We start from the raw sequence: 18,667 nt of genomic DNA on the forward strand, positions 1-18,667 counted from the left end.
GACGACGCCCGCCGTCCCCCCCGCCCACACCCCCGTGCGGGCACCTCGCCGCGCCCCCTCCGCGGCACCCCCCGAAGGACGGGGAGACCCCGGCCCGGTGACCCCCGCAACCACCCCCGGAGCACACACCCAACCTCGGGGCACACACCCCCCGGCCACCCCGCTCCACAGCAGCCCCGGCACCCACACCAGCAGCACCGCCCCCCTCGCAGAACCCGGAGGTACCGGCCGGTGAACCCCGTGACCGCTCCTTGGATCCGCACCCGGCTGCGGGCCGCCCCCGGTGCCGCCGTCGCGCTGGCGGTGCTGGTGGCGCTGACCGCGTGCCTGGCCGCCGCGTTCCCCCGGGCGCTGGACCGGTACACGGACGCCGGGCTGCGCCGAGCCGTCGAGCGGGCCCCGGCCGACGTGACCGGCGTCCTGCTGTCCGCCGCTCCCGACCCGGGGGTGAACGAGGCGACCCTGGAGGAGAGCCTCCGGCCCCGGCGCCTCACCGACGCCTACCGCTCCGTCCTCGGCCTCGTCGAGCACCCGCTCGCCGCCGACGAGGAGCAGTCGTCCTACGGCGTCCGCACCACCGAGAGCCTGCCCTCGCCGGAGCAGTGGCTGCCGCGGCCCGACGGCCTGCCCGCGGAGATGGTCCTCGTCGCCCCGCAGGGCCTCGACGGCCACGCCCGGCTGCGCTCCGGCCGGCTGCCGAAGGTCACCGGCGGGCAGGCGGACGCCTCGACCACCGAGGTGGAGGCCGCCGTGACCGAGGAGACCGCCCGCACCCTGCGCATGAAGGTGGGCTCGGTCGTCCACGTACCGGGGCGCCGCGAACTCACCGTCCGCGTCACCGGCGTCGTCACGCCCGAGCGCCCCGACGGCGCCTACTGGTCCGTCGACCCCGTGCTGCGCACCCCGTCCCTGCGGCGCGTGCCGGCACCGGCCGGCGCCCCCAGCCCCACCTACTGGGTCGGCGGCCTGCTGCTGGCCCCCGAGGCGGGCCCCGCGCTCCTGGGTGCGGCCCCCGTGGTCCGCTACTGGAACCTCGCGCCCGACCCGGACACCCTGCACGCCCGCGACCTCGACGGGCTCGCCTCCGCGGTGGCGTCCCTGGAGTCCGGGCCCGCCCTGCAGCAGCTCCGCTCGAAGGTCAGCCCCCTGACGGACGCCACGACCGGCCTCGACGACGTCTTCACCACGTACGGGCGGCTCCGCGACGACATCGGCCCGCTCATCGCCGTCGCCGCGTCGGGCGCGGGCACGGTCGCCGCCGTCGTGCTGCTGATGACGGGCGGCCTGGCCGCCGGCCGGCGCCGATCCGAACTGGCCCTGCTGCGGGCCCGCGGCGCCTCCGTACGGGGCCTGGCGGGGCGGCTGCTGGCCGAGACGGCGGTCGTGGCGGTGCCCGCGGGCGCGCTCGGCCTCGGCGCGGCCCTGGCGGCGCTGCCCGGCGCCCGGCTGCTCCCCGCGGTGGGGGCCGCCCTCGCGGTCACCGCCGTGGCCTGCCTGGCGCTGCCCCTGCGGGCCGTCGCCGCGCACCACGCCGTTCGGATCCACGAGGGCCGCCGGGACGCGACCACGCCCCGCGCGTCCCGGCGCCGTGTCGTCGCCGAGCTGACCGTCGTGGTCCTCGCCCTCGGCGCGGTCGAGATCCTGCGCCGGCGCGGCGCGACGGACGGTGCCGGGGACCTGGTGGCGATGGCACCGGTACTGGTCGGCGTGATCGCCGCGCTGGTCCTGGTACGCCTGTACCCGCTGCCGCTGCGCGGGCTGGCCCGCCCGGCCCGGCGGCTGCGGGGCGCGGTCGGGCCGCTCGCGCTGGCCCGGGCCGGCCGCAGCTCCGCCTCCACGGTGCTGCCCCTGCTCGCGCTGCTGACCGCGTTCACCGTGGCGGCGTTCGGCGGCTCGGTGCTCAGCGGCGTGGCCGACGCCCGCGACCGGGCCGCGGTGCTCGCCGTCGGCGCCGACGCCCGGGTGGAGGCGACCGGGGCGCTGCCGTCCTCGCTGTCCGACCGCGTCGGCCAAGTGTCCGGGGTGCGGGAGGTCACCGAGGCCGGCGTCGACTGGCTGGCCAGGACCCCGGACGGCCGCCAGTCGGTGCCGCTCGCGGCGGTGGACCCGGCGGGCTACTCGGCACTGGCCGCCCGGACGGACCTCGGCGCCTTCCCCGCGGGGCGGCTCACGCGGCCGGACGGCGCCGGGGGCGGCTCCGAGGACGCCGTGCTGCCGGCGCTGGCCTCCCCCGCGGTCGCCGAGCGGCTGGGCGACGACGCCTTCCCCCTGCGCCTGGCCGACGGCACCTTCGCCACGCTGAGGATCGTGCTCGTGCGCGAGCGCACCCCGGCCGTGTACGGCGACGAGTTCCTCGTCGTGGACCGTGCCGGACTGCCCGCCGGGTCCGCACCGCCGAATGTGCTGCTGCTGACCGGCGACCACCTGGACGCGGGCGCGCTGCACCGGGCGGCGGACGACGCCGGCAGCGTCCGCCTGCGGTCGGAGGCGCGCGACCGGTACGTGGACTCGCCGTTGCAGTCGGGCGCGGAACGCGTCTACACCGCCGCGGTGGCCGCGGGTGCCGGGTACGCCGTCCTGGCCCTGCTGCTGTCCCTGGCGAGCGCCGCCCCCGAACGCGCCGCGCTTCTCGCCCGGCTGCGCACCATGGGCCTCACCCGTGCCCAGGGGCGCCGCCTGCTCGTCCTGGAGTCCCTGCCGCAGGCCCTGCTCGCCGCGCTGGGCGGCATCCTGACCGGCTGGGCGGCGGTACGGCTCCTCTCCCCCGGCATCGACCTGACGACCGTCGCGATGGCGACGACGACGTCCCCGGTGGGCCGCGCGGAACTGCGCGCCGACCCGTGGTCCCTGGCCGTCCCGGCGGCGGCGGTGCTGGTGCTGGCCGTGGGCGTGGCGGCGCTCCAGGCATGGTGGTCGGGCCGGCGCAAAGCGGTGACGGAACTACGGGCGGGCGACGCCCGATGACGGCGCAACGGGCACGGACACCCGATGACGGCGCAACGGGCGGGGTGACGCCCGATGACGGCACGACCGGAGACGCGGAGGACCGCGGACGCGGACACGGAGGAACCCCGATGACGACCGACCCCACCCTCGCCGAACTGACCGACCGCGCCGCCGCCTCCCGCGACCGGCCCGCCTACGGGCACGACGCGCTGATCACCTGCGACCGCCTGGTGCGGATCTTCAGCGCGGACGGGGTCGAGGTGCAGGCGCTGCAGGGCCTCGACCTGCTGGTCCGCGAGGGCGAGCTGATGGCGCTGGTCGGCGCCTCGGGCAGCGGCAAGTCCACGCTGATGAACATCCTGGCCGGCCTGGACACGCCGACCGCCGGGGCGGCCCGGGTCGCGGGGCGCGATCTGCTGACGATGACGGCGAAGGACCGCCTGGCCTACCGCCGTTCGGTGGTCGGCTTCGTGTGGCAGCAGACCTCGCGCAACCTCATGCCGTACCTGACGGCGGCGCAGAACGTGGCCCTGCCCATGCAGTTGGCGGGCACCGGCGGACGCCGGGCGGCGCGTGCCGAGCGGGCGCTGGAGCTGCTGGACCTGATGGGCGTCGCCGACTGCCGCGACCGCCGCCCGCAGCAGATGTCCGGCGGCCAGCAGCAGCGGGTCGCCATCGCGGTGGCCCTGGCGGGCGACCCGTCGGTGCTGCTCGCCGACGAACCCACCGGCGAACTGGACTCCCACACCGCGGAACAGATCTTCGCCGCCTTCCGCACGGCGAACGAGCACCTGGGCACCACGGTCGTCATCGTCACCCACGACCAGGCGGTGGCCGGCGAGGTGCGCCGCACGGTCGCCATCCGCGACGGCCGCACCTCCACGGAGGTGCTGCGCCGCAGCGAGGTGGACGCCGAGACCGGCCACGAGACGGTGGTGGCCCGCGAGTACGCCATGCTCGACCGCGTCGGCCGGCTCCAGCTCCCCGCCGACTACACCGCGGCCCTCGGCATGCGCGACCGCGTCGCCCTGGAACTGGAGAGCGACCACATCGCCGTACGCCCGGACGACAGCGAAACCCACGGCTGAACCCGGCCGGCCCCCGGGCGGTTCAGCGGACGCTGATGCCCAGGGCCCCGCTCCCCGCCCTGCGCAGGGCGACGGACCCGAAGGGCGTGCGCAGCCGCAGCCACGCGCCGGACGAGAACAGCCTGGGCACGTCCTCGCCGGAGCCGGGTGCCGCGGGCCGCCGCAGGAACCCCAGCGACTGGGCCGCGTGCACGGCCCGCACCGGCAGCCCGGTGCCGCCGACGGCCCGGGACCAGATGTCCCGCCCGATGCGGTCGAGTTCGGCCCGCGTACGGTCCTCGGCCGCGAGTTCCTCGGTGCGCGCCCGGAACTCCCCCACCGCGGCGGCGACCAGCGCGCGCAGGGCGTCCGGGGCGGGCAGCCCCGGCTCGGCCCGCCAGCCCCCGCGCGGGGGCAGCACCCCGGCCCACGGCGGCCCGGTCACCGCACCGGGGACGCGGGCGGTGACCGCCCGCTCGTCGACACTCTCCAGCAGCTCGCCCGCGGACACGGTCACGTCCAGCGTGACGTCGAGCCCGTTCTCGTACGGCTTGGCGAGGCGCACCGCGCGCACGGCCAGCACCTCGAAGGAGGGCGGCCGGCCGAAGACGGCGAGGGCCGTGCCGGCCGCCTGGAGGCGCACCGCGGCCGAACGGTCGTAGTGGATCAGCCGGGAGAGGAAGGCCGCGAGATCCGCGGCCTCCCTCTCGTCGGCGAGGTGGAGCACCGTCATGCGGCGACGGCCTCCTCCTTGTCGTCCGTGTACTCCTGGAGGAAGTCCCGCTCCTCGGCGGTGATCCGCCGGGGCCGCTGCGCCGCGAAGTCGAACGGCACGATCACCGTGGAGGCGCGGACGTAGACGACGTCCTCGTCCTTGACCTCGTAGGTGAGGGTGAAGGAGGCGGCCCGGATCTCCGTGACCCACAGCTCGATGTCGACCGGGCGGTGCCGGTGGACGAGCTGCCGCTTGTAGTCGATCTCGTGGCGTGCCACCACCGACCCCTGCTGGAAGTCCTTGTCCGGGCGGAACAGGAAGTCGATACGGGCCTCCTCCAGGTAGCGGAGGAAGACCACGTTGTTGACGTGGCCGTACGCGTCCATGTCCGCCCAGCGCAGTGGGCAGCGGTAGATGTGCCGCAAGATCAGCCCCGGGTCAGCTTCTTGTAGGTGGCGCGGTGCGGACGGGCGGCGTCCGCACCCAGCCGCTCGACCTTGTTCTTCTCGTACGACTCGAAGTTGCCCTCGAACCAGAACCACTTGGACTCGCCCTCGTAGGCGAGGATGTGCGTGGCGACGCGGTCCAGGAACCACCGGTCGTGGGAGACGACCACGGCGCACCCGGGGAACTCGAGCAGCGCGTTCTCCAGGCTGGAGAGGGTCTCGACGTCGAGGTCGTTGGTCGGCTCGTCGAGGAGGAGCAGGTTGCCGCCCTGCTTGAGGGTGAGCGCGAGGTTCAGCCGGTTGCGCTCACCGCCGGAGAGGACGCCAGCGGCCTTCTGCTGGTCCGGGCCCTTGAACCCGAAGGCGGACACGTAGGCGCGGGAGGGCATCTCGACCTGCCCCACGTTGATGTAGTCGAGCTCGTCGCTCACCACGGCCCACAGCGACTTCTTCGGGTCGATGTTCTCGCGGCTCTGGTCGACGTAGGAGATCTTGACGGTGTCGCCGACCTTGATGGAGCCGGAGTCCGGCTCCTCGAGCCCCTGGATCATCTTGAACAGCGTGGTCTTGCCCGCGCCGTTGGGTCCGATGACACCGACGATGCCGTTGCGCGGCAGCGTGAAGCTGAGGTCGTCGATCAGCACCTTCTCCCCGAAGGCCTTGCTGAGGTTGTTGACCTCGACGACGACGTTGCCGAGCCGCGGGCCCGGCGGGATCTGGATCTCCTCGAAGTCCAGCTTCCGCATCTTGTCGGCCTCGGCGGCCATCTCCTCGTACCGCGCGAGGCGCGCCTTGGACTTGGCCTGCCGCCCCTTGGCGTTGGAGCGCACCCACTCCAGCTCGTCCTTCAGACGCTTCTGCCGCTTGGCGTCCTTCTGGCCCTCGACCTTGAGGCGGGTGGCCTTGGTCTCCAGGTACTTGGAGTAGTTGCCCTCGTAGCCGTGCAGCCGGCCGCGGTCGACCTCGCAGATCCAGCCGGCGACGTTGTCCAGGAAGTACCGGTCGTGGGTGACGGCCACGACGGTGCCCTCGTACTTGGCGAGGTGCTGCTCCAGCCAGTTGACGGACTCGGCGTCGAGGTGGTTCGTCGGCTCGTCGAGGAGCAGCAGGTCGGGCGCCTCCAGCAGCAGCTTGCACAGCGCCACACGCCGCTTCTCACCACCGGACAGGTTGACCACGGGCCAGTCGCCGGGCGGGCAGCCCAGCGCGTCCATGGCCTGCTCGAGCTGGGCGTCGAGGTCCCAGGCGTTGGCGTGGTCCAGCTCCTCCTGGAGCTTGCCCATCTCCTCCAGCAGCGCGTCGGAGTAGTCGGTCGCCATCTGCTCGGCGATCTCGTTGAACCGGTCGAGCTTGCCCTTGACCTCGGCGACACCCTCCTGGACGTTCTCCAGGACGGTCTTCTCCTCGTTCAGCGGGGGCTCCTGCAGCAGGATGCCGACGGTGTAGCCCGGGGACAGGAAGGCGTCCCCGTTCGAGGGCTGCTCCAGCCCCGCCATGATCTTCAGAACGGTCGACTTTCCGGCACCGTTCGGACCGACCACACCGATCTTCGCGCCGGGCAGGAAGCTCAGGGTGACGTCATCAAGGATCACCTTGTCGCCGTGCGCCTTGCGCGCCTTGCGCATGGTGTAAATGTACTCAGCCAAGAGAAACCGTCCGGCAGCTTGATCAGTCAGTGGGCAGATACACCCCATCTTGCCGCACCGCCACCCCTGCGCGGAAACGCGTTCCCTGCGGGGGCTCTGACCTGCGGCTTCGCGGGATGGGCTAGCGGGCCCGCTGCTTGGGTCCGCGCGGTTCCGCAGGTTTCGGGCGCGGACGCGTCACTGCTCGTTCCTCCGGCGGACCAGCAGCAGGACCGCACCGCCGATCACGACCAGGCCGATGGCCGCGCCGCCGATGAGGGGGGTCGCGTCGGAGCTGCCGGTTTCGGCGAGGTTGGGGCTGGTGGACGGGGTGACGACCGGGGCAGGGGCCGGTTCGCCGAGGGGGCGGGTGGTGTCGGCGAGGGCCGCGCTGCGGGTGCGGCAGTCGAGGACGCCGGTGAAGCGCTGTTCGAAGCCGGCCGGGCCCCGCACGGTGAAGTCGTAGGGACGGTCCTCCGGCAACGGGACCGGCACCGTCCGGGTCTCGCCCGGCGCGATGGTGTACTCGGTGTCCAGGAGCTGGAAGGTGAAGGGCTCGTCACCCTTGTTGAGCGCGGTGACGTCCAGGGTGCCCTCGGCGCAGTTCTTCTCCGCGGACAGGGCGGGTATCGCGCCCCCGGCGGCCCAGGTGGCGGTGGTGGTCGCCGCGACCGTCGACTCGCTGGAGCCGGCCAGGATCTGGGTCTGGCTGCGGCTGTCGGAGGCGAAGGCCCGGCCGACCGGCACGGTCGTCGAGGCCTGGACGGTCAGCTCGGCGGTGCCGTCCTCCGCGTCCTCGGGCACGTCGAAGAAGAGCTGGGAGCCGTCGGTGACCTTGGTGACGGGTTCGCCCTTCTTGTCGACGATCCGGACCGCGTCCTTGGTCGCGGCGCCCACCGGGGGCGTCACCGTCGCGCCGCCGGCGTCGGTGTGGACCGTCACCGGGCCGAGCCGCTCACCGGGCCGCCCCGAGACGGCCGGCGGGTCCAGGGCTATGGACGCCGCGGGCTCGGCGAGGCCCCGGGCGTTCTTCTCCAGGTAGTCGGCGAGCCGCTCGGCCCGCGGGTCGACGGCCTCGACGTCCGTGTCGTCCGAGTAGCGCCAGATGGCGACCTGGGTTCCCGCCGCCGCCTCCTCCTCGGTGAGCGCGCGGACGCCCGCCTTCTTCGCGAGCGCGGCGAGATCGTTGACCTGCGGGTAGCCGTTCTGCAGGATCCAACGGACGCGCCCGGCGTCCTTGTTGACGCCCAGGGACGTCGCACTCCAGGGCGTTTCCCGGTACTTGGCGTCCTTCTGCGTCGGGTTCTGGATGTCGACGCAGTAGGTCTGCAGCGTGCCGCCGCCCTCGACGGACATCTCGAACAGGCCGGCCGGCACCTGCTGGTCGCCGTCCTCGCCGTGGATGACCGCCAAGCCGTGCGTCTTCAGGCCGCCTATCGTGGCCGTGGCCCCGCCCTGGCCCCGCGCACCCTGGTCCTGGGCGGCTGCGGCCGGGGCCGCGCCGGTCACCACACCGGCGACGGCGAGCGCCGAGGCCAGCGCACCGGCGGCCAGACGTACCGCCCCTCGACCGGGCAGAGACGGCGCAGCGAGCGAAGAAAACACACATTCCCCTTCCAGCGGGACCCGTTGACGTGGGGGGAACGGTCCCACCAGCAGAATCAGCAGCCGCACAAGGCTCGTTCGGCATCCTAAGGACGTGACGGGCCGGGGCCGCCGGCGATCGTCGTCCTCGCGGTGATCCGAATCGGAATCGTTATCGCCGAGAGCCGCCGTGAGCAGGGCTTATCGACAAATCCACCCCCCTTCGCTCCGGGCGCATGGGTCGATAAGCCGTGCTTCGGGCGGTTCCGGCAGGGTCTCGGTCTCACGCCACCGCGACGGGCTCCTGCCGCTGTGCGGGGGCCGTGGCGGCCCGGTCCCCGGCGGCTTCGCCGGCCGGTTGCGCCACCGGGGTCTCCCAGTTGGGTTCCGGCTGGGGTGGCGAGGCCGACGCCTCCGTCCTCCCGGTCCGCCGGAACGCCGCGGTGCCGCGGGCGAGGTCGTGGCCGATCGCCACCGCGTCGATGTCGGCCGAGGTCCGGCTCTGACCCTCGCGCACGTCGGTACGCACCTTCAGCCTGCCCTGCACGACGACGGGGTCGCCCACGGCCAGTGACGCCGAGGCGTTGGTGGCGAGCTGGCGGTTGGCCCACACCGTGAAGAAGTTGGTGTGGCCGTCCGTCCAGGCACTCTTCTCCCGGTCCCAGTACCGCGCGGTGACGGCGAGCCGGAAGCGCGCCGACGGTCCGTTCGCCAGGTCGCGGAAGACCGGCTGGGTGGCCACGTTGCCCACGGCGCAGATCATCGTCTCGTTCATCGCGAGTCCTCCCTCCCGTACGGGCACCTCCCGTACGGCGGCCGGGGCGACCGCGTTCCTCGCGATCGCCGTGACGGCCACACTGCCCGGGTTCGCGCCGGCCCGCTGCGGGGTGTGGAGGGGCCCGCGGCCTGTGGAAAACCCCGCCACCCCCAGAGGTGACGGCCGCGACCGGCCGCCGCTGCCTCGCCGCTTACCGCGCCGCCCCCACGCCCGTGACCCGCGCATACTGTTCCCGCACCTCGCGGTAGCGCAGCAGCTCCGCCGCCAGCGGATCCAGCACCCTGGCCCGGCCGCACCCCGCCGCCGCCTCGCGCAACAGGCGTTCGGCCTCGTGGCCGTAGCGCCTGGCGGGTCCGCGGGCCGCCAGGCGGCAGCTCCACTCGATGAGGGGACCGCCGACGATGCCGGACAGCATCAGCAGCACCGGCACGCCCAGGTTCGGCGGCAGGACGCCGACGATCTGGCCGAGCAGCCACAGGCCGCCCACCACCTGGAGCAGGGTCATGGCCGCCTGTGCGAGGACGGCCGCCGGCCACCAGCCGGGGCGCGGCGGACGCCCCGGCGGCTGCCCCGTGCGCACCGCCAGTTCATCGAGGGCCTCGGGCAGCCCGTGGGCGCCGCGGAGCGCCGCCTCCCGCATCGCCTGCGCCCACGGCGCGGGCAGCCCGGCCGACGCCCGCTCCGAGACGGTACGCACCGCGTGCTCGACGCGCTGACGGGCCGTGGCCTCCTCGTCCGCCTGTGCCCGCGAGGGCAGCCGTCCCGTGACGGGGTCGCGCCGGTCGTGGTACCAGCGCCACAGCCGCAGCCAGGGCGTTCCGCACGCACGGTTGGCGTTGCGCAGCCAGGCGCGTTCGGCCGCCTCGCCGGCCGCGGTGGCGCCGACCGCGTCGGCCAGGCGGTCCGCGAACTCCTCCCGCGCCTCCTCGCTGAGCCCGGTGCGCTGTCCGGTGACGTACACGGGGCGAAGGTGCCGGGCGGCGGCGTCCACGTCGGCCGCGATCCGGCGGGCCGGGGCCTGCCGTTCCGCGACGAACTGGCCGAGGCTCTCGCGTAGTTCACCGACGCCCTCGCCGGTGAGCGCGGACAGGGCGAGCACGGTCGCGCCGGGTTCGCCGTGCTCGCCCAGCGCGATGCCGTCCTCGTCGAGCAGGCGTCGCAGGTCGTCGAGGACCTGCTCGGCGGCCTCGCCGGGCAGCCGGTCGACCTGGTTGAGGACGACGAAGGTGACCTCGGCGTGGCCCGCCATCGGCCGCAGGTAGCGCTCGTGGATCAGGGCGTCGGCGTACTTCTCCGGGTCGACGACCCAGATCACGGCGTCGACCAGGGCCAGGATGCGGTCCACCTGCTCGCGGTGCTGGACGGCCGCCGAGTCGTGGTCGGGCAGGTCGATCAGGACCAGGCCCCGCAGCGGCGACTCGGAGTCCGGGTGCTGGAGCGGCCGGCGTCGCAGCCGGCCGGGAATGCCGAGCCGGTCGAGGAGGCTGGCCGCGCCGTCGCTCCAACTGCACGCGATGGGTGCGGCGGTGGTCGGCCGGCGGACGCCGGTCTCGGAGATGGTCACCCCGGCGAGGGTGTTGAACAACTGCGACTTGCCGCTGCCGGTGGCACCCGCGACGGCGACCACGGTGTGCTGCCCGGAGAGCCTGCGCCGCGCGGCGGCCTCGTCCAGCACCCGGCCGGCCTCGGCCAGGGTGCCGCTGTCGAGCCGGGCCCGGGAGAGCCCGACCAGTTCGCGCAGGGCGTCGAGGCGGGAACGGAGGTTCCCGTCGTAGGCGAGCGGCATCAGGGCGGCCGAGGAGGCGGCGGGCCTGCTCGGCAGTACGGCGAACTGATCGGCCCCGCCGCTCTCGTCCACCCGCCGCGCGATCAGCCCGTCTCCCCAGGCACCGCCCTCCCCGTCCCCGCCGGCGCCGGTCGCACCGTCGGTCTCGGCCCCGGCACGGTCCGCGCGGCGGTGCGTCCCGGTGCCGTCGTCCTGCACGCGCGCGTGAGGGTGGCCGCCGGAGCGGTCGCTCCCCCGGCTCCGGTCCCGCGCCCGCGTGCCGCGCGTGTCGCGCGTGTCGTCGCCCTCCCGGGCGTCCCCGGCGGTGTCCTCCCGGTCACCGTGCTCCCGCCCGGCACGCTCACGACGGCCCGCCTTGCCGAGGGGGGTCTTGTGCCCCCGGGCGTCGTCCTGCCGGTCCCGCGCGTCCTGCCGGTCCCGCGCGTCCTGCCGGTCCCGCGCGTCCTGCCGGTCCCGGGCGTCCTGCCGGTCCCGGGCGTCTTGCCGGTCCCGGGCGGCTTGCCGCTCCCGGCCGACCGGACCGTCCCGGTGCTCCCGGGCGTCCTGGCTATCCCGGCCAGCCTGACCGTCCCGGCTGCCCCGGCTGCCCCGGCCGTCCCGGCCGTCCCGGCTGTCCCGACGGCCTCTGTGATCACCGTCGTCCTCGTGATCCCGCTCGGCCGGAGTGTCCCGAGGGCTCCGCGCCTCCCGCGCGCCCCTCGCCTCCCGTACGCCTCGCGCCTCCCGACCGCCCGGTGTTTCCCGAGCACCCCGGCGATCCCGCTCGTCCTGACCGCCCCGGCGCCCCTCCCCGCCCCGGTCATCACCGTCGCCCCGCTCACTCTCCTCACCCCGGTCGTCCCGGTCGCCCCCGCTCCCCGGGGCGCTTCGACGGCCCTGCTCGCTCCGGTCGTCCCCGTCCACCCGGACGCCACGGCCGCCCCGCTCACCCCCGTCGTCCCGGGAGTCCGATCCGCCGGTACGGTCCGCCCGTGCCGCCTCCTTGGTCGTGTGCTCGGTGGGGTCCTGGTCAGTGACGGCGGTCACCGGTCACCTCTCCTTCTGCAGTACGGACAGCGCGGCGATGAGCTCTGCCTGGGGCTCGGGGTGCACCTCCAGGCCGTCGAGCGGAGCCAGCCTGCGCTCGCGTTCGGTGTGGATGACCCGGTCGACGTGCTCGTCGAGCAGCCGCCCGCCCCGGTCGCGCAGCCGCAGCGCGCCGTGGGCGCCGAGCCGCTCGGCGAGCCGCTCCCCGGCGACCCGCGCGCGGCGGCCGCCCAGCAGCACGGTGGCGACCAGGCCGGTCACCACCCCGGGGTCCGGGGCGAGGTTCCGGTCCAGCTCGCGGACCTCTTCCTCGGCGTACTCCTCCAGTTCGCGCCGCCAGCGCCGTACGGCCATCCCGATGCGGTGCTCGGCGCTCTCCGGGGCCGGTGCGCCGTCCGCGAGTTCGGGGGCGGCGGCCGCCGGTTCGTCGCGCCAGGCCGCGTCGACGCGTTCGTCGGCGGCCGTGACGGCGCACAGCAGCAGGGCGCTCAGGCTCTCCACCAGCGAGTCGAGCAGCTCCTCCGGGGAGCAGTCGAGGGGGAAGGCCCGCCAGCGCTTCAGCGCGTCCCCGGCGAGGACGGCGCCCGCCTTCAACCGGCCCCGCACGCGCGCGTGCTCGTCGTCGTAGGCGCTGTCGACGGCGGCGGTGAGCCGCAGCGCGGCGGCGTACTGCGCGGCGGTGGCACCGGCCAGCTCGGGCATCCGGGACTTGAGCGAGTCCAGGATGCCGTGGGCCGTACGGGCCATGGCGTGGTGCCGGGCGTCGAGTTCCTGGGCCCGGTGGACGAGCCAGGAGCGCAGCGGCGCCACGGCGCTGGCCGGCAGCAGCCCTCCGCCCCAGGCCGACTCGGGCAGTTCGGGAACGGTGAAGCGGGGGACGTCGCCGAGCCCGGCCTTGGTGAGCAGCGCCCCGTACTGCCGTGACACCTCGGCCACCACCTGGTGGGGCACCCGGTCGAGCACGGTGACCAGGGTTGCGTCGTACTCCTTGGCGGTGCGCAGCAGGTGCCAGGGCACCGCGTCGGCGTACCGGGCGGCCGTGGTGACCATCACCCAGATGTCGGCGGCGCAGATCAGTTCGGCCGCCAGGACGCGGTTGTCGGCGACGAGGGAGTCGACGTCGGGCGCGTCGAGGAGGGCGATGCCGGGCGGCAGGCTGTCGGCGGTCTCGACCCGCAGGACGCGCGCGGGGTTCTCACCGGGCAGGAGCAGGTCGTCGTCCGGGTCCCGGTGGGGCACCCACACGCGCGTGAGGTCCGGCAGCACCCGCATGCCGCTGAACCAGTGGTGGTCCTCCGGGTGGCACACCAGGACCGGTGTGCGGGTCGTGGGCCGCAGTACGCCCGCCTCGCTGACCCGGCGCCCCACGAGGGAGTTCACCAAGGTGGACTTGCCTGCGCCGGTGGACCCGCCCACCACGGCCAGCAGCGGCGCTTCGGGTTCCTTGAGCCGCGGCACCAGGTAGTCGTCGAGCTGGGCGAGCAGTTCGTCGCGGTTGGCACGCGCGCGTGGGGCCCCCGCCAGCGGCAGCGGGAAGCGTGCGGCCGCGACACGGTCGCGCAGGGCGGAGAGTGCGTCGAGAAGCTGAGGCCGTACGTCCAAGGTCACCACATGTGAAGAATGCCCAATTTTGAGGGAATTCTGAAGCATATGAGCATGATGAGCATGTCTGCGCGCCGACCGGACACTCCGGACCGAAGGGACTACCGGGACACGAGGACAGTCCAGGCATAACGAGTGGACAACACCCGATGCGCGAGACGCCAAAAGCGATGCACGATTCGTAACTGCCTGCGATTATCGGGATCGCTTCACCGAACCTCCACATAGAGCCACGGAGGGGAAGCATCAGGGACATGGAGCCGGGAGCCCTATCCTTGTCCCCGGCGACGTCACGGACCGGCAAGTTCCGGCCACCGCGACCGAGGCCACCACACCAGGCCCCCGTAGCTCAGTGGATAGAGCAGGCGCCTTCTAAGCGCTTGGCCGCAGGTTCGAGTCCTGCCGGGGGCGCCACTGACTCCCCGTCAGGATGGCGACGTTTTCGCAGGTCAAACTACATTTTACCTGCCTCTTCACCCAGCGTACGCCGGTTCCGCAGGCGGCGCAGGTGTCCGGCTGGCACTGGCTGGAACCGGGCCCATACGGGTGTCTGTCCCCCATGCGTCCCCCAGCCTCCCCCTGCTCAAAGGTGCCCCAGACGGTCCCTGCCAGGTCATGCAGAAGGCGGCCCGATGCCCACTCAAGGGGGCTTCGGACCGCCTGCCACCGCATCCGGCTCACGCCGCTTCGGGAACGTACCGGATGTCTTCGATCTGCTTCAGATAGTTGGCCAGCTGGCCGACGATGCACCTCGCATAGATCGCCAGCAGAACGGGCACGCTGTTGCCTGCCCACTCGGCGACCTGGGCCGGAGGGATGCCCTTGTTCAGCCATGCCGTCAGGCATGTGTGACGGCAGTCGTACACACGCTTCCCTGCCGGGGAAGCGAACTCGTGGGGGGCGAGGACTGCCTTCCGCGCCTTCTCCCAGACCCGCCGGAACACCGACCCCGCCAGCTTGCCGCCGCCCTCCCCCGGAAAGAGGAGGTCGGTCGGCTTGAGCTTGTAGCGCTCGATGATCTCGCGCAGGAAGGCCACGAGGTCGGGGTGGATGGGGACTGTGCGCGTGTCGCCCTCGGCACGGCCCTTCAGATCGCGGTCGTCGTGGGTGTCTCCGCTGTCGGTCCACTGGCTGCCGACCTCCGGGGTGGCCTGGTGGACCACGAACTCTCCCCAGCCTGTCTCGGGCAGGCTGGCGTCGCTGACCCGCAGTGCGACGGCTTCCTCCGGGCGGAGGCCGCCGTAGCACAGCGTGGCGAAGAAGGCCCGATAGATGAGTCCGCGCCGAGGCCGCTTGCCGATCCAGTCGAGGAGCGCGGTGACCTGCTGCGGGTTGAGCAGCGAGCGCTTGTCGATGGCCTGCGCCACCTTGGGAGCACCGCCCCCGCTGCCCTTGCCCTTGGGGAGGGGGTTTTGCCGCAGGATTCCGTGGCGGACCGCGTAGTCCATCGCCAGGTTCATGATCCGGCGGTTACGCGACACGGAGCTGGCCGCTGCCGCGGTTCCGTCCAGGAGGGTCCCGAGGGCCTTGACGACGACATCGACCTTCTCTGTCTGTTCCCACGCCGACATCGGCAGCGTGTTCCTCTGGACCCAGTCGAGGATGACCCGAATATCGTCCGGTATCGGCTCCTCGGGATTGGTCCGGCGCTTGGTGTTGAAGGCCCACTCCCGCAGCGCGGTGCGGACCTTCACGGCGTCAAACTGCTTGGGCGGCGTCCGGAGCAGAGCGATCGTGGCCGGGGTCATGGCCTTGGCGACGTTCTTTCGGTGGTTCGCCGAGGAGGAAGTCCAGGACTTGTCGACGAATTCCACAGCGAAATCATACCAGTTGGTCTCGGCCGCCTTGCTGGAGTAGGAGATCGGCTGACCGGTCTCAGTGCTGAACGGCTCGCCACGCTTGACGGCGGTCAATAGATCTGAACGGCGGGCATCCGCGAGCGCTTTGGTCGGGTAGGTCTTGCTGTGCTTCTTGGTGCCGACCTTCCAGACCACCTTGTAGGTGTATCCGTTCGCGCGCTTGCGACGCTCGATGTTGTAGATCCGTACGTCAAACGTGCCCTCTATCAAGAGGCGTCCTCACAATCACTAAGCCAGTTTTCGAAATCGCTGCGCCGTATCCGAAGGCTTCCGTTGGGAAGCCTGATACAACGCGGGCCCCGCCCCTTTTGGCGCCAGTCGTAGAAGGTGGATCGGGAGATCCCGAGCTCGTCGCACACGTCGTCGACGGTGAGCTTTGCCCCCGGTCGCGCTGCTACCGCCATGACGACACCCCGCAGGCGCTGGGGGCCTCGATGGCAGGTCGGTCTGCCGTCTTGAACTGAAAATGGGCAGGGGGTATCGCGGATCGGCACATGGAGCGGGGGTCCTTACGAGGAAACGCCAGAGCGACAGAGCGGAAGCAGAGCACTTGGTTCCCGCCGATCCGGCGAGGCGTCGCTGTCATTCAGCGAACCAGTGCTGCGTTTTAGGGCAGCAGTCGCCGCGAGCCGCGCATTACCTCCTGTCGTTGCGGCACGGTCGACTGCGTCCGCCGCGGCTCCACCGCCAAGCGCAGCCGAGTGCGAACGGCATCAATGGTCCGCACGATCCCCGGTTTCGCTAACCGGGGATCGTCTGCTATGTATCGCCCAGCACCGCGAAGACGTGGCCTTTCCGGTCCGGCCGGCGCCGGTCATGCGGCCAGTCGATAGGACCGCAGCGCCGGAGTCGCGCCGTCAGTGACGAGCACCAACAGACCGTCGTCGGTGAGGCGGTCAAGGTTTCGGGCCACGACGCGCTCGGGGGCTCCGACGACTCGGGCTACATGGCGAGTTGCCGCTCCAGGGTGCGCCGCGACGTGCGCGAGGACCGCGCGATCACGGCGGTAGCCGCGTTGCAGCAGGTCCTCACCGAATAGCCCGGCCGCGCAGACGCATAGGCACAGGGCCGTGGAAAAGGAGGCGTAGTCCTCGTTCCGTTGGGCCGTCCACGCGTTAATGGCGCCGAGCACCAGGAGGACGGGGGCAGTGAAGCGGGGAGATCGGATAGCGGCGTTCGACAAACGGACCTCCAGAGGGTCGGGCGCTCGGCGGAGCGGTCGAGGGAGCGGGGGTGGCCCGCTCTGGTAGGGCTGGCTGGCGAGCCGACCGGCGGGAGCCGGCATACCTTCGCTGACCTGGTGTTTTCCGGGACGTTGTACGTTGACATGGTCTCGGAGGAGCTTCCAGTCCCTCGGGGCTCTTTCTCGTCTGCCGTGGGCGAATGCCCTATCGGCTGTCTTCGGGGCAGGCCCGTCCTGGAACTATCCGTGCCAGCAGTGCACGACGCCGACCAGGCCCGCGCCGCCCTCCGGGAAGTCGGCCGAAGCCGCGGGTGACCCGGACGACCCAGGCGGCGTTGATCCCGGTATGACCACGACGATGCGGCTCACCCCGTCATCGGCCTACAGCGCGGCGGGAGCGAAACGGTTCCCCGCCCCGAGCTGGAGCCGATCTTCACCGACCTTGCCGAGCGGTGGGAGAGTGACGGCCGGGCCGTGCCCGGTCGCCCGGACGAAGAGTGGACGGTCCTCGCCCGTTGCTATCCCTGGCCGGGCCGCTGACCGCGCGGTGCGGGCACGGCCCCCACCGCCGCCCGCACCGCACCCCCAAGGAGCCCGTGGCGCCGTACGGCGCCGCGCCCGGGGCTGCTGGACCGGCACACCGTGGTTGGGCCCACCCGTCCGGCGGCCCAACCAGTCCACCACTTAGGTCCGGGGCTCACGCAAGGCGCCCGGCAGCACGAAGCCCTGGTCTCAAGGGGAAGACCAGAGCTGACGTGGCCCCGACGCCAGAACGCGGAATCGAAGGGCCGCGGACTGCACCGGCCCGACGTGGGGCGTCCGTACCAGTGCACGCCTCGCCGATAGCATCGCTTCCCACCCCGAGGAGGACACGCTCCACGTCGACGCACAGAGCCTGCCGCCGACTGGGAGCATGGTTCTCATGGAGCCGCTGCCGATCCCCTGCCCCGCCGACCTAATCCCGGACGCGACCGGCACGGACGCCTTCAACGCCGCCTACCGGCAGGCCAAGCACCAGCGTGCGGTGTTCGTCGCCGTCGAGCACCAGGGCCCGCGCTGGACGGCGAAGGCCGACGCGCTCACCGCCGACCCGCACCACACGGTCCGGGACAGCGCGTACGACGCGATCCGCGCCGCCGTCATCCGCCTGATCCGGACCCGGCAGGTCCGCCCCGACTCCTCGGCCGGCCCGGTCTACTTCGTGCTGCACGACATCGACGGCGAGCCCCGGGCCCGTGAGCTGGCCGCCGCCCTGCACGCCGCCCTGTACGGCGACCTCGAACCCCTTACCCGGGCCGTGCCCGAAACGTGACCTCGGCCCTGGCGTGCGGCGTCGTTTCGGGGGCATTCGGGTCGCGTTGACCGTGTTGCTCAGGACGACGGTGGCGGTGTGGGCTCAGTGCTGCACGAAAACGATGATGAGCCGCTGGCCCGCCGTCCCATACTTTCGGCCGCAACGTTTGTCGGCGAAGAACCGGTGGCCGAGGCCCGGGCCACTGCTCGTCGATTCCTGACCAAGGTGCAGGCCGTTCACGGCATCTCGCTGTCCGACCGCGCGCTGGGCGTGGTCCAGCTGGTGGTGAGCGAGCTGGTCACCAACGCCTACAAGTACGCGCCCGGCCCGTGCCTGCTGGACTTGGAGGTCACCGACGGCGTCGCGGCGATCAGCGTGTGGGACACCGATCCGACGCTGCCGGTGGCCCGCGCCGCTGACCCGGGCCGAGTCGGACAGCACGGCCTGGAAATTTGTTATGGCTGTGTGCCAAAGCTTCGAGGTGCGTCGCGAGCCGGTGGGCAAGCGCATGAAGGCGACGGTCACGCTGGCTGACGACCCAGGTGGACACCCGGCGGGCCGCCTGATGTGAACGGGCACGAGGAAGTCGTGTCAAGCCGCCTGGGGGATCGGTGGTGCGGGAGTGAACACTCGGTTGTCACGCAACACAGTCCATAGGACGCTGGTCCGGCCGCGGGCAAGGACGATCACGGCCTGCACCGTGCTTGCAGCCTTCGGCGCGCTTCTCCAGGTAGAAGTCGCGGCTCACGCAGGCAG

Annotated in this window: 12 protein-coding genes, 1 tRNA gene and 1 pseudogene; 5 read left to right on the forward strand and 9 right to left on the reverse strand. The window is 72.8% G+C overall.

Annotated elements, in window-relative coordinates; all coding sequences use genetic code 11:
• The first annotated feature begins 231 nt into the window (after positions 1-231).
• Positions 232-2,964, forward strand: a complete 2,733-nt coding sequence (locus IG88_RS0125545) for an ABC transporter permease (protein WP_031045686.1) — start codon at positions 232-234, stop codon at positions 2,962-2,964.
• Positions 2,965-3,074: 110 nt separating this feature from the next.
• Positions 3,075-4,034, forward strand: a complete 960-nt coding sequence (locus tag IG88_RS0125550) for an ABC transporter ATP-binding protein (RefSeq protein WP_031045688.1) — start codon at positions 3,075-3,077, stop codon at positions 4,032-4,034.
• A gap of 22 nt (positions 4,035-4,056) precedes the next feature.
• Here IG88_RS0125550 and IG88_RS0125555 read toward each other — a convergent pair whose 3' ends face one another.
• The 7 genes from IG88_RS0125555 to IG88_RS0125585 all read right to left on the reverse strand — a co-directional run bounded on the left by IG88_RS0125555 (position 4,057) and on the right by IG88_RS0125585 (position 13,584).
• Entirely contained in the window at positions 4,057-4,746 is a 690-nt protein-coding gene (locus IG88_RS0125555) for a hypothetical protein (protein WP_031045691.1), read from the reverse strand.
• Positions 4,743-5,153, reverse strand: coding sequence for an acyl-CoA thioesterase (locus tag IG88_RS0125560; protein ID WP_031045696.1), 411 nt, complete (start codon positions 5,151-5,153; stop codon positions 4,743-4,745). The genes IG88_RS0125555 and IG88_RS0125560 overlap by 4 nt, the downstream gene beginning before the upstream one ends.
• A 2-nt stretch (positions 5,154-5,155) precedes the next feature.
• A complete protein-coding gene (ettA, locus tag IG88_RS0125565) occupies positions 5,156-6,820 on the reverse strand; it encodes an energy-dependent translational throttle protein EttA (RefSeq protein ID WP_031045697.1) in 1,665 nt (554 codons plus the stop codon).
• A gap of 177 nt (positions 6,821-6,997) precedes the next feature.
• Positions 6,998-8,404 carry a Cys-Gln thioester bond-forming surface protein gene (locus IG88_RS0125570; protein ID WP_031045698.1) on the reverse strand — a complete coding sequence of 469 codons (1,407 nt, stop codon included), beginning with the start codon at positions 8,402-8,404 and terminating at the stop codon, positions 6,998-7,000.
• A 262-nt stretch (positions 8,405-8,666) separates the two neighbouring features.
• Positions 8,667-9,158, reverse strand: coding sequence for a single-stranded DNA-binding protein (locus IG88_RS0125575; protein ID WP_031045699.1), 492 nt, complete (start codon positions 9,156-9,158; stop codon positions 8,667-8,669).
• Between the two features lie 193 nt (positions 9,159-9,351).
• Positions 9,352-11,973, reverse strand: coding sequence for a GTPase (locus IG88_RS0125580; RefSeq protein WP_031045700.1), 2,622 nt, complete (start codon positions 11,971-11,973; stop codon positions 9,352-9,354).
• A gap of 3 nt (positions 11,974-11,976) precedes the next feature.
• The gene (locus IG88_RS0125585; RefSeq protein WP_031045702.1) at positions 11,977-13,584 is read right to left on the reverse strand and encodes a dynamin family protein; all 1,608 of its coding nucleotides are present in this window, start codon (positions 13,582-13,584) and stop codon (positions 11,977-11,979) included.
• A 329-nt stretch (positions 13,585-13,913) separates the two neighbouring features.
• On the opposite strand from IG88_RS0125585, the gene IG88_RS0125590 reads away from it, so the two are divergent.
• A tRNA-Arg gene (locus IG88_RS0125590) sits at positions 13,914-13,989 on the forward strand.
• 263 nt (positions 13,990-14,252) lie between these two features.
• Here the strand turns inward: IG88_RS0125590 and IG88_RS0125595 are convergent.
• The gene (locus IG88_RS0125595) at positions 14,253-15,644 is read right to left on the reverse strand and encodes a tyrosine-type recombinase/integrase (protein ID WP_234332280.1); all 1,392 of its coding nucleotides are present in this window, start codon (positions 15,642-15,644) and stop codon (positions 14,253-14,255) included.
• Entirely contained in the window at positions 15,641-15,928 is a 288-nt protein-coding gene (locus IG88_RS0125600) for a helix-turn-helix transcriptional regulator (RefSeq protein WP_420712097.1), read from the reverse strand. The genes IG88_RS0125595 and IG88_RS0125600 overlap by 4 nt, the downstream gene beginning before the upstream one ends.
• A 1,602-nt stretch (positions 15,929-17,530) precedes the next feature.
• Here IG88_RS0125600 and IG88_RS0125610 point away from each other — a divergent pair.
• Positions 17,531-17,929, forward strand: coding sequence for a hypothetical protein (locus IG88_RS0125610; protein WP_234332281.1), 399 nt, complete (start codon positions 17,531-17,533; stop codon positions 17,927-17,929).
• A gap of 90 nt (positions 17,930-18,019) precedes the next feature.
• Positions 18,020-18,482 (forward strand): annotated as a pseudogene (locus IG88_RS39045) (ATP-binding protein).
• Positions 18,483-18,667 lie beyond the last annotated feature (185 nt).

It is taken from the genome of Streptomyces sp. NRRL F-5650 (assembly GCF_000721365.1).
GTDB lineage: Bacteria > Actinomycetota > Actinomycetes > Streptomycetales > Streptomycetaceae > Streptomyces > Streptomyces ardesiacus.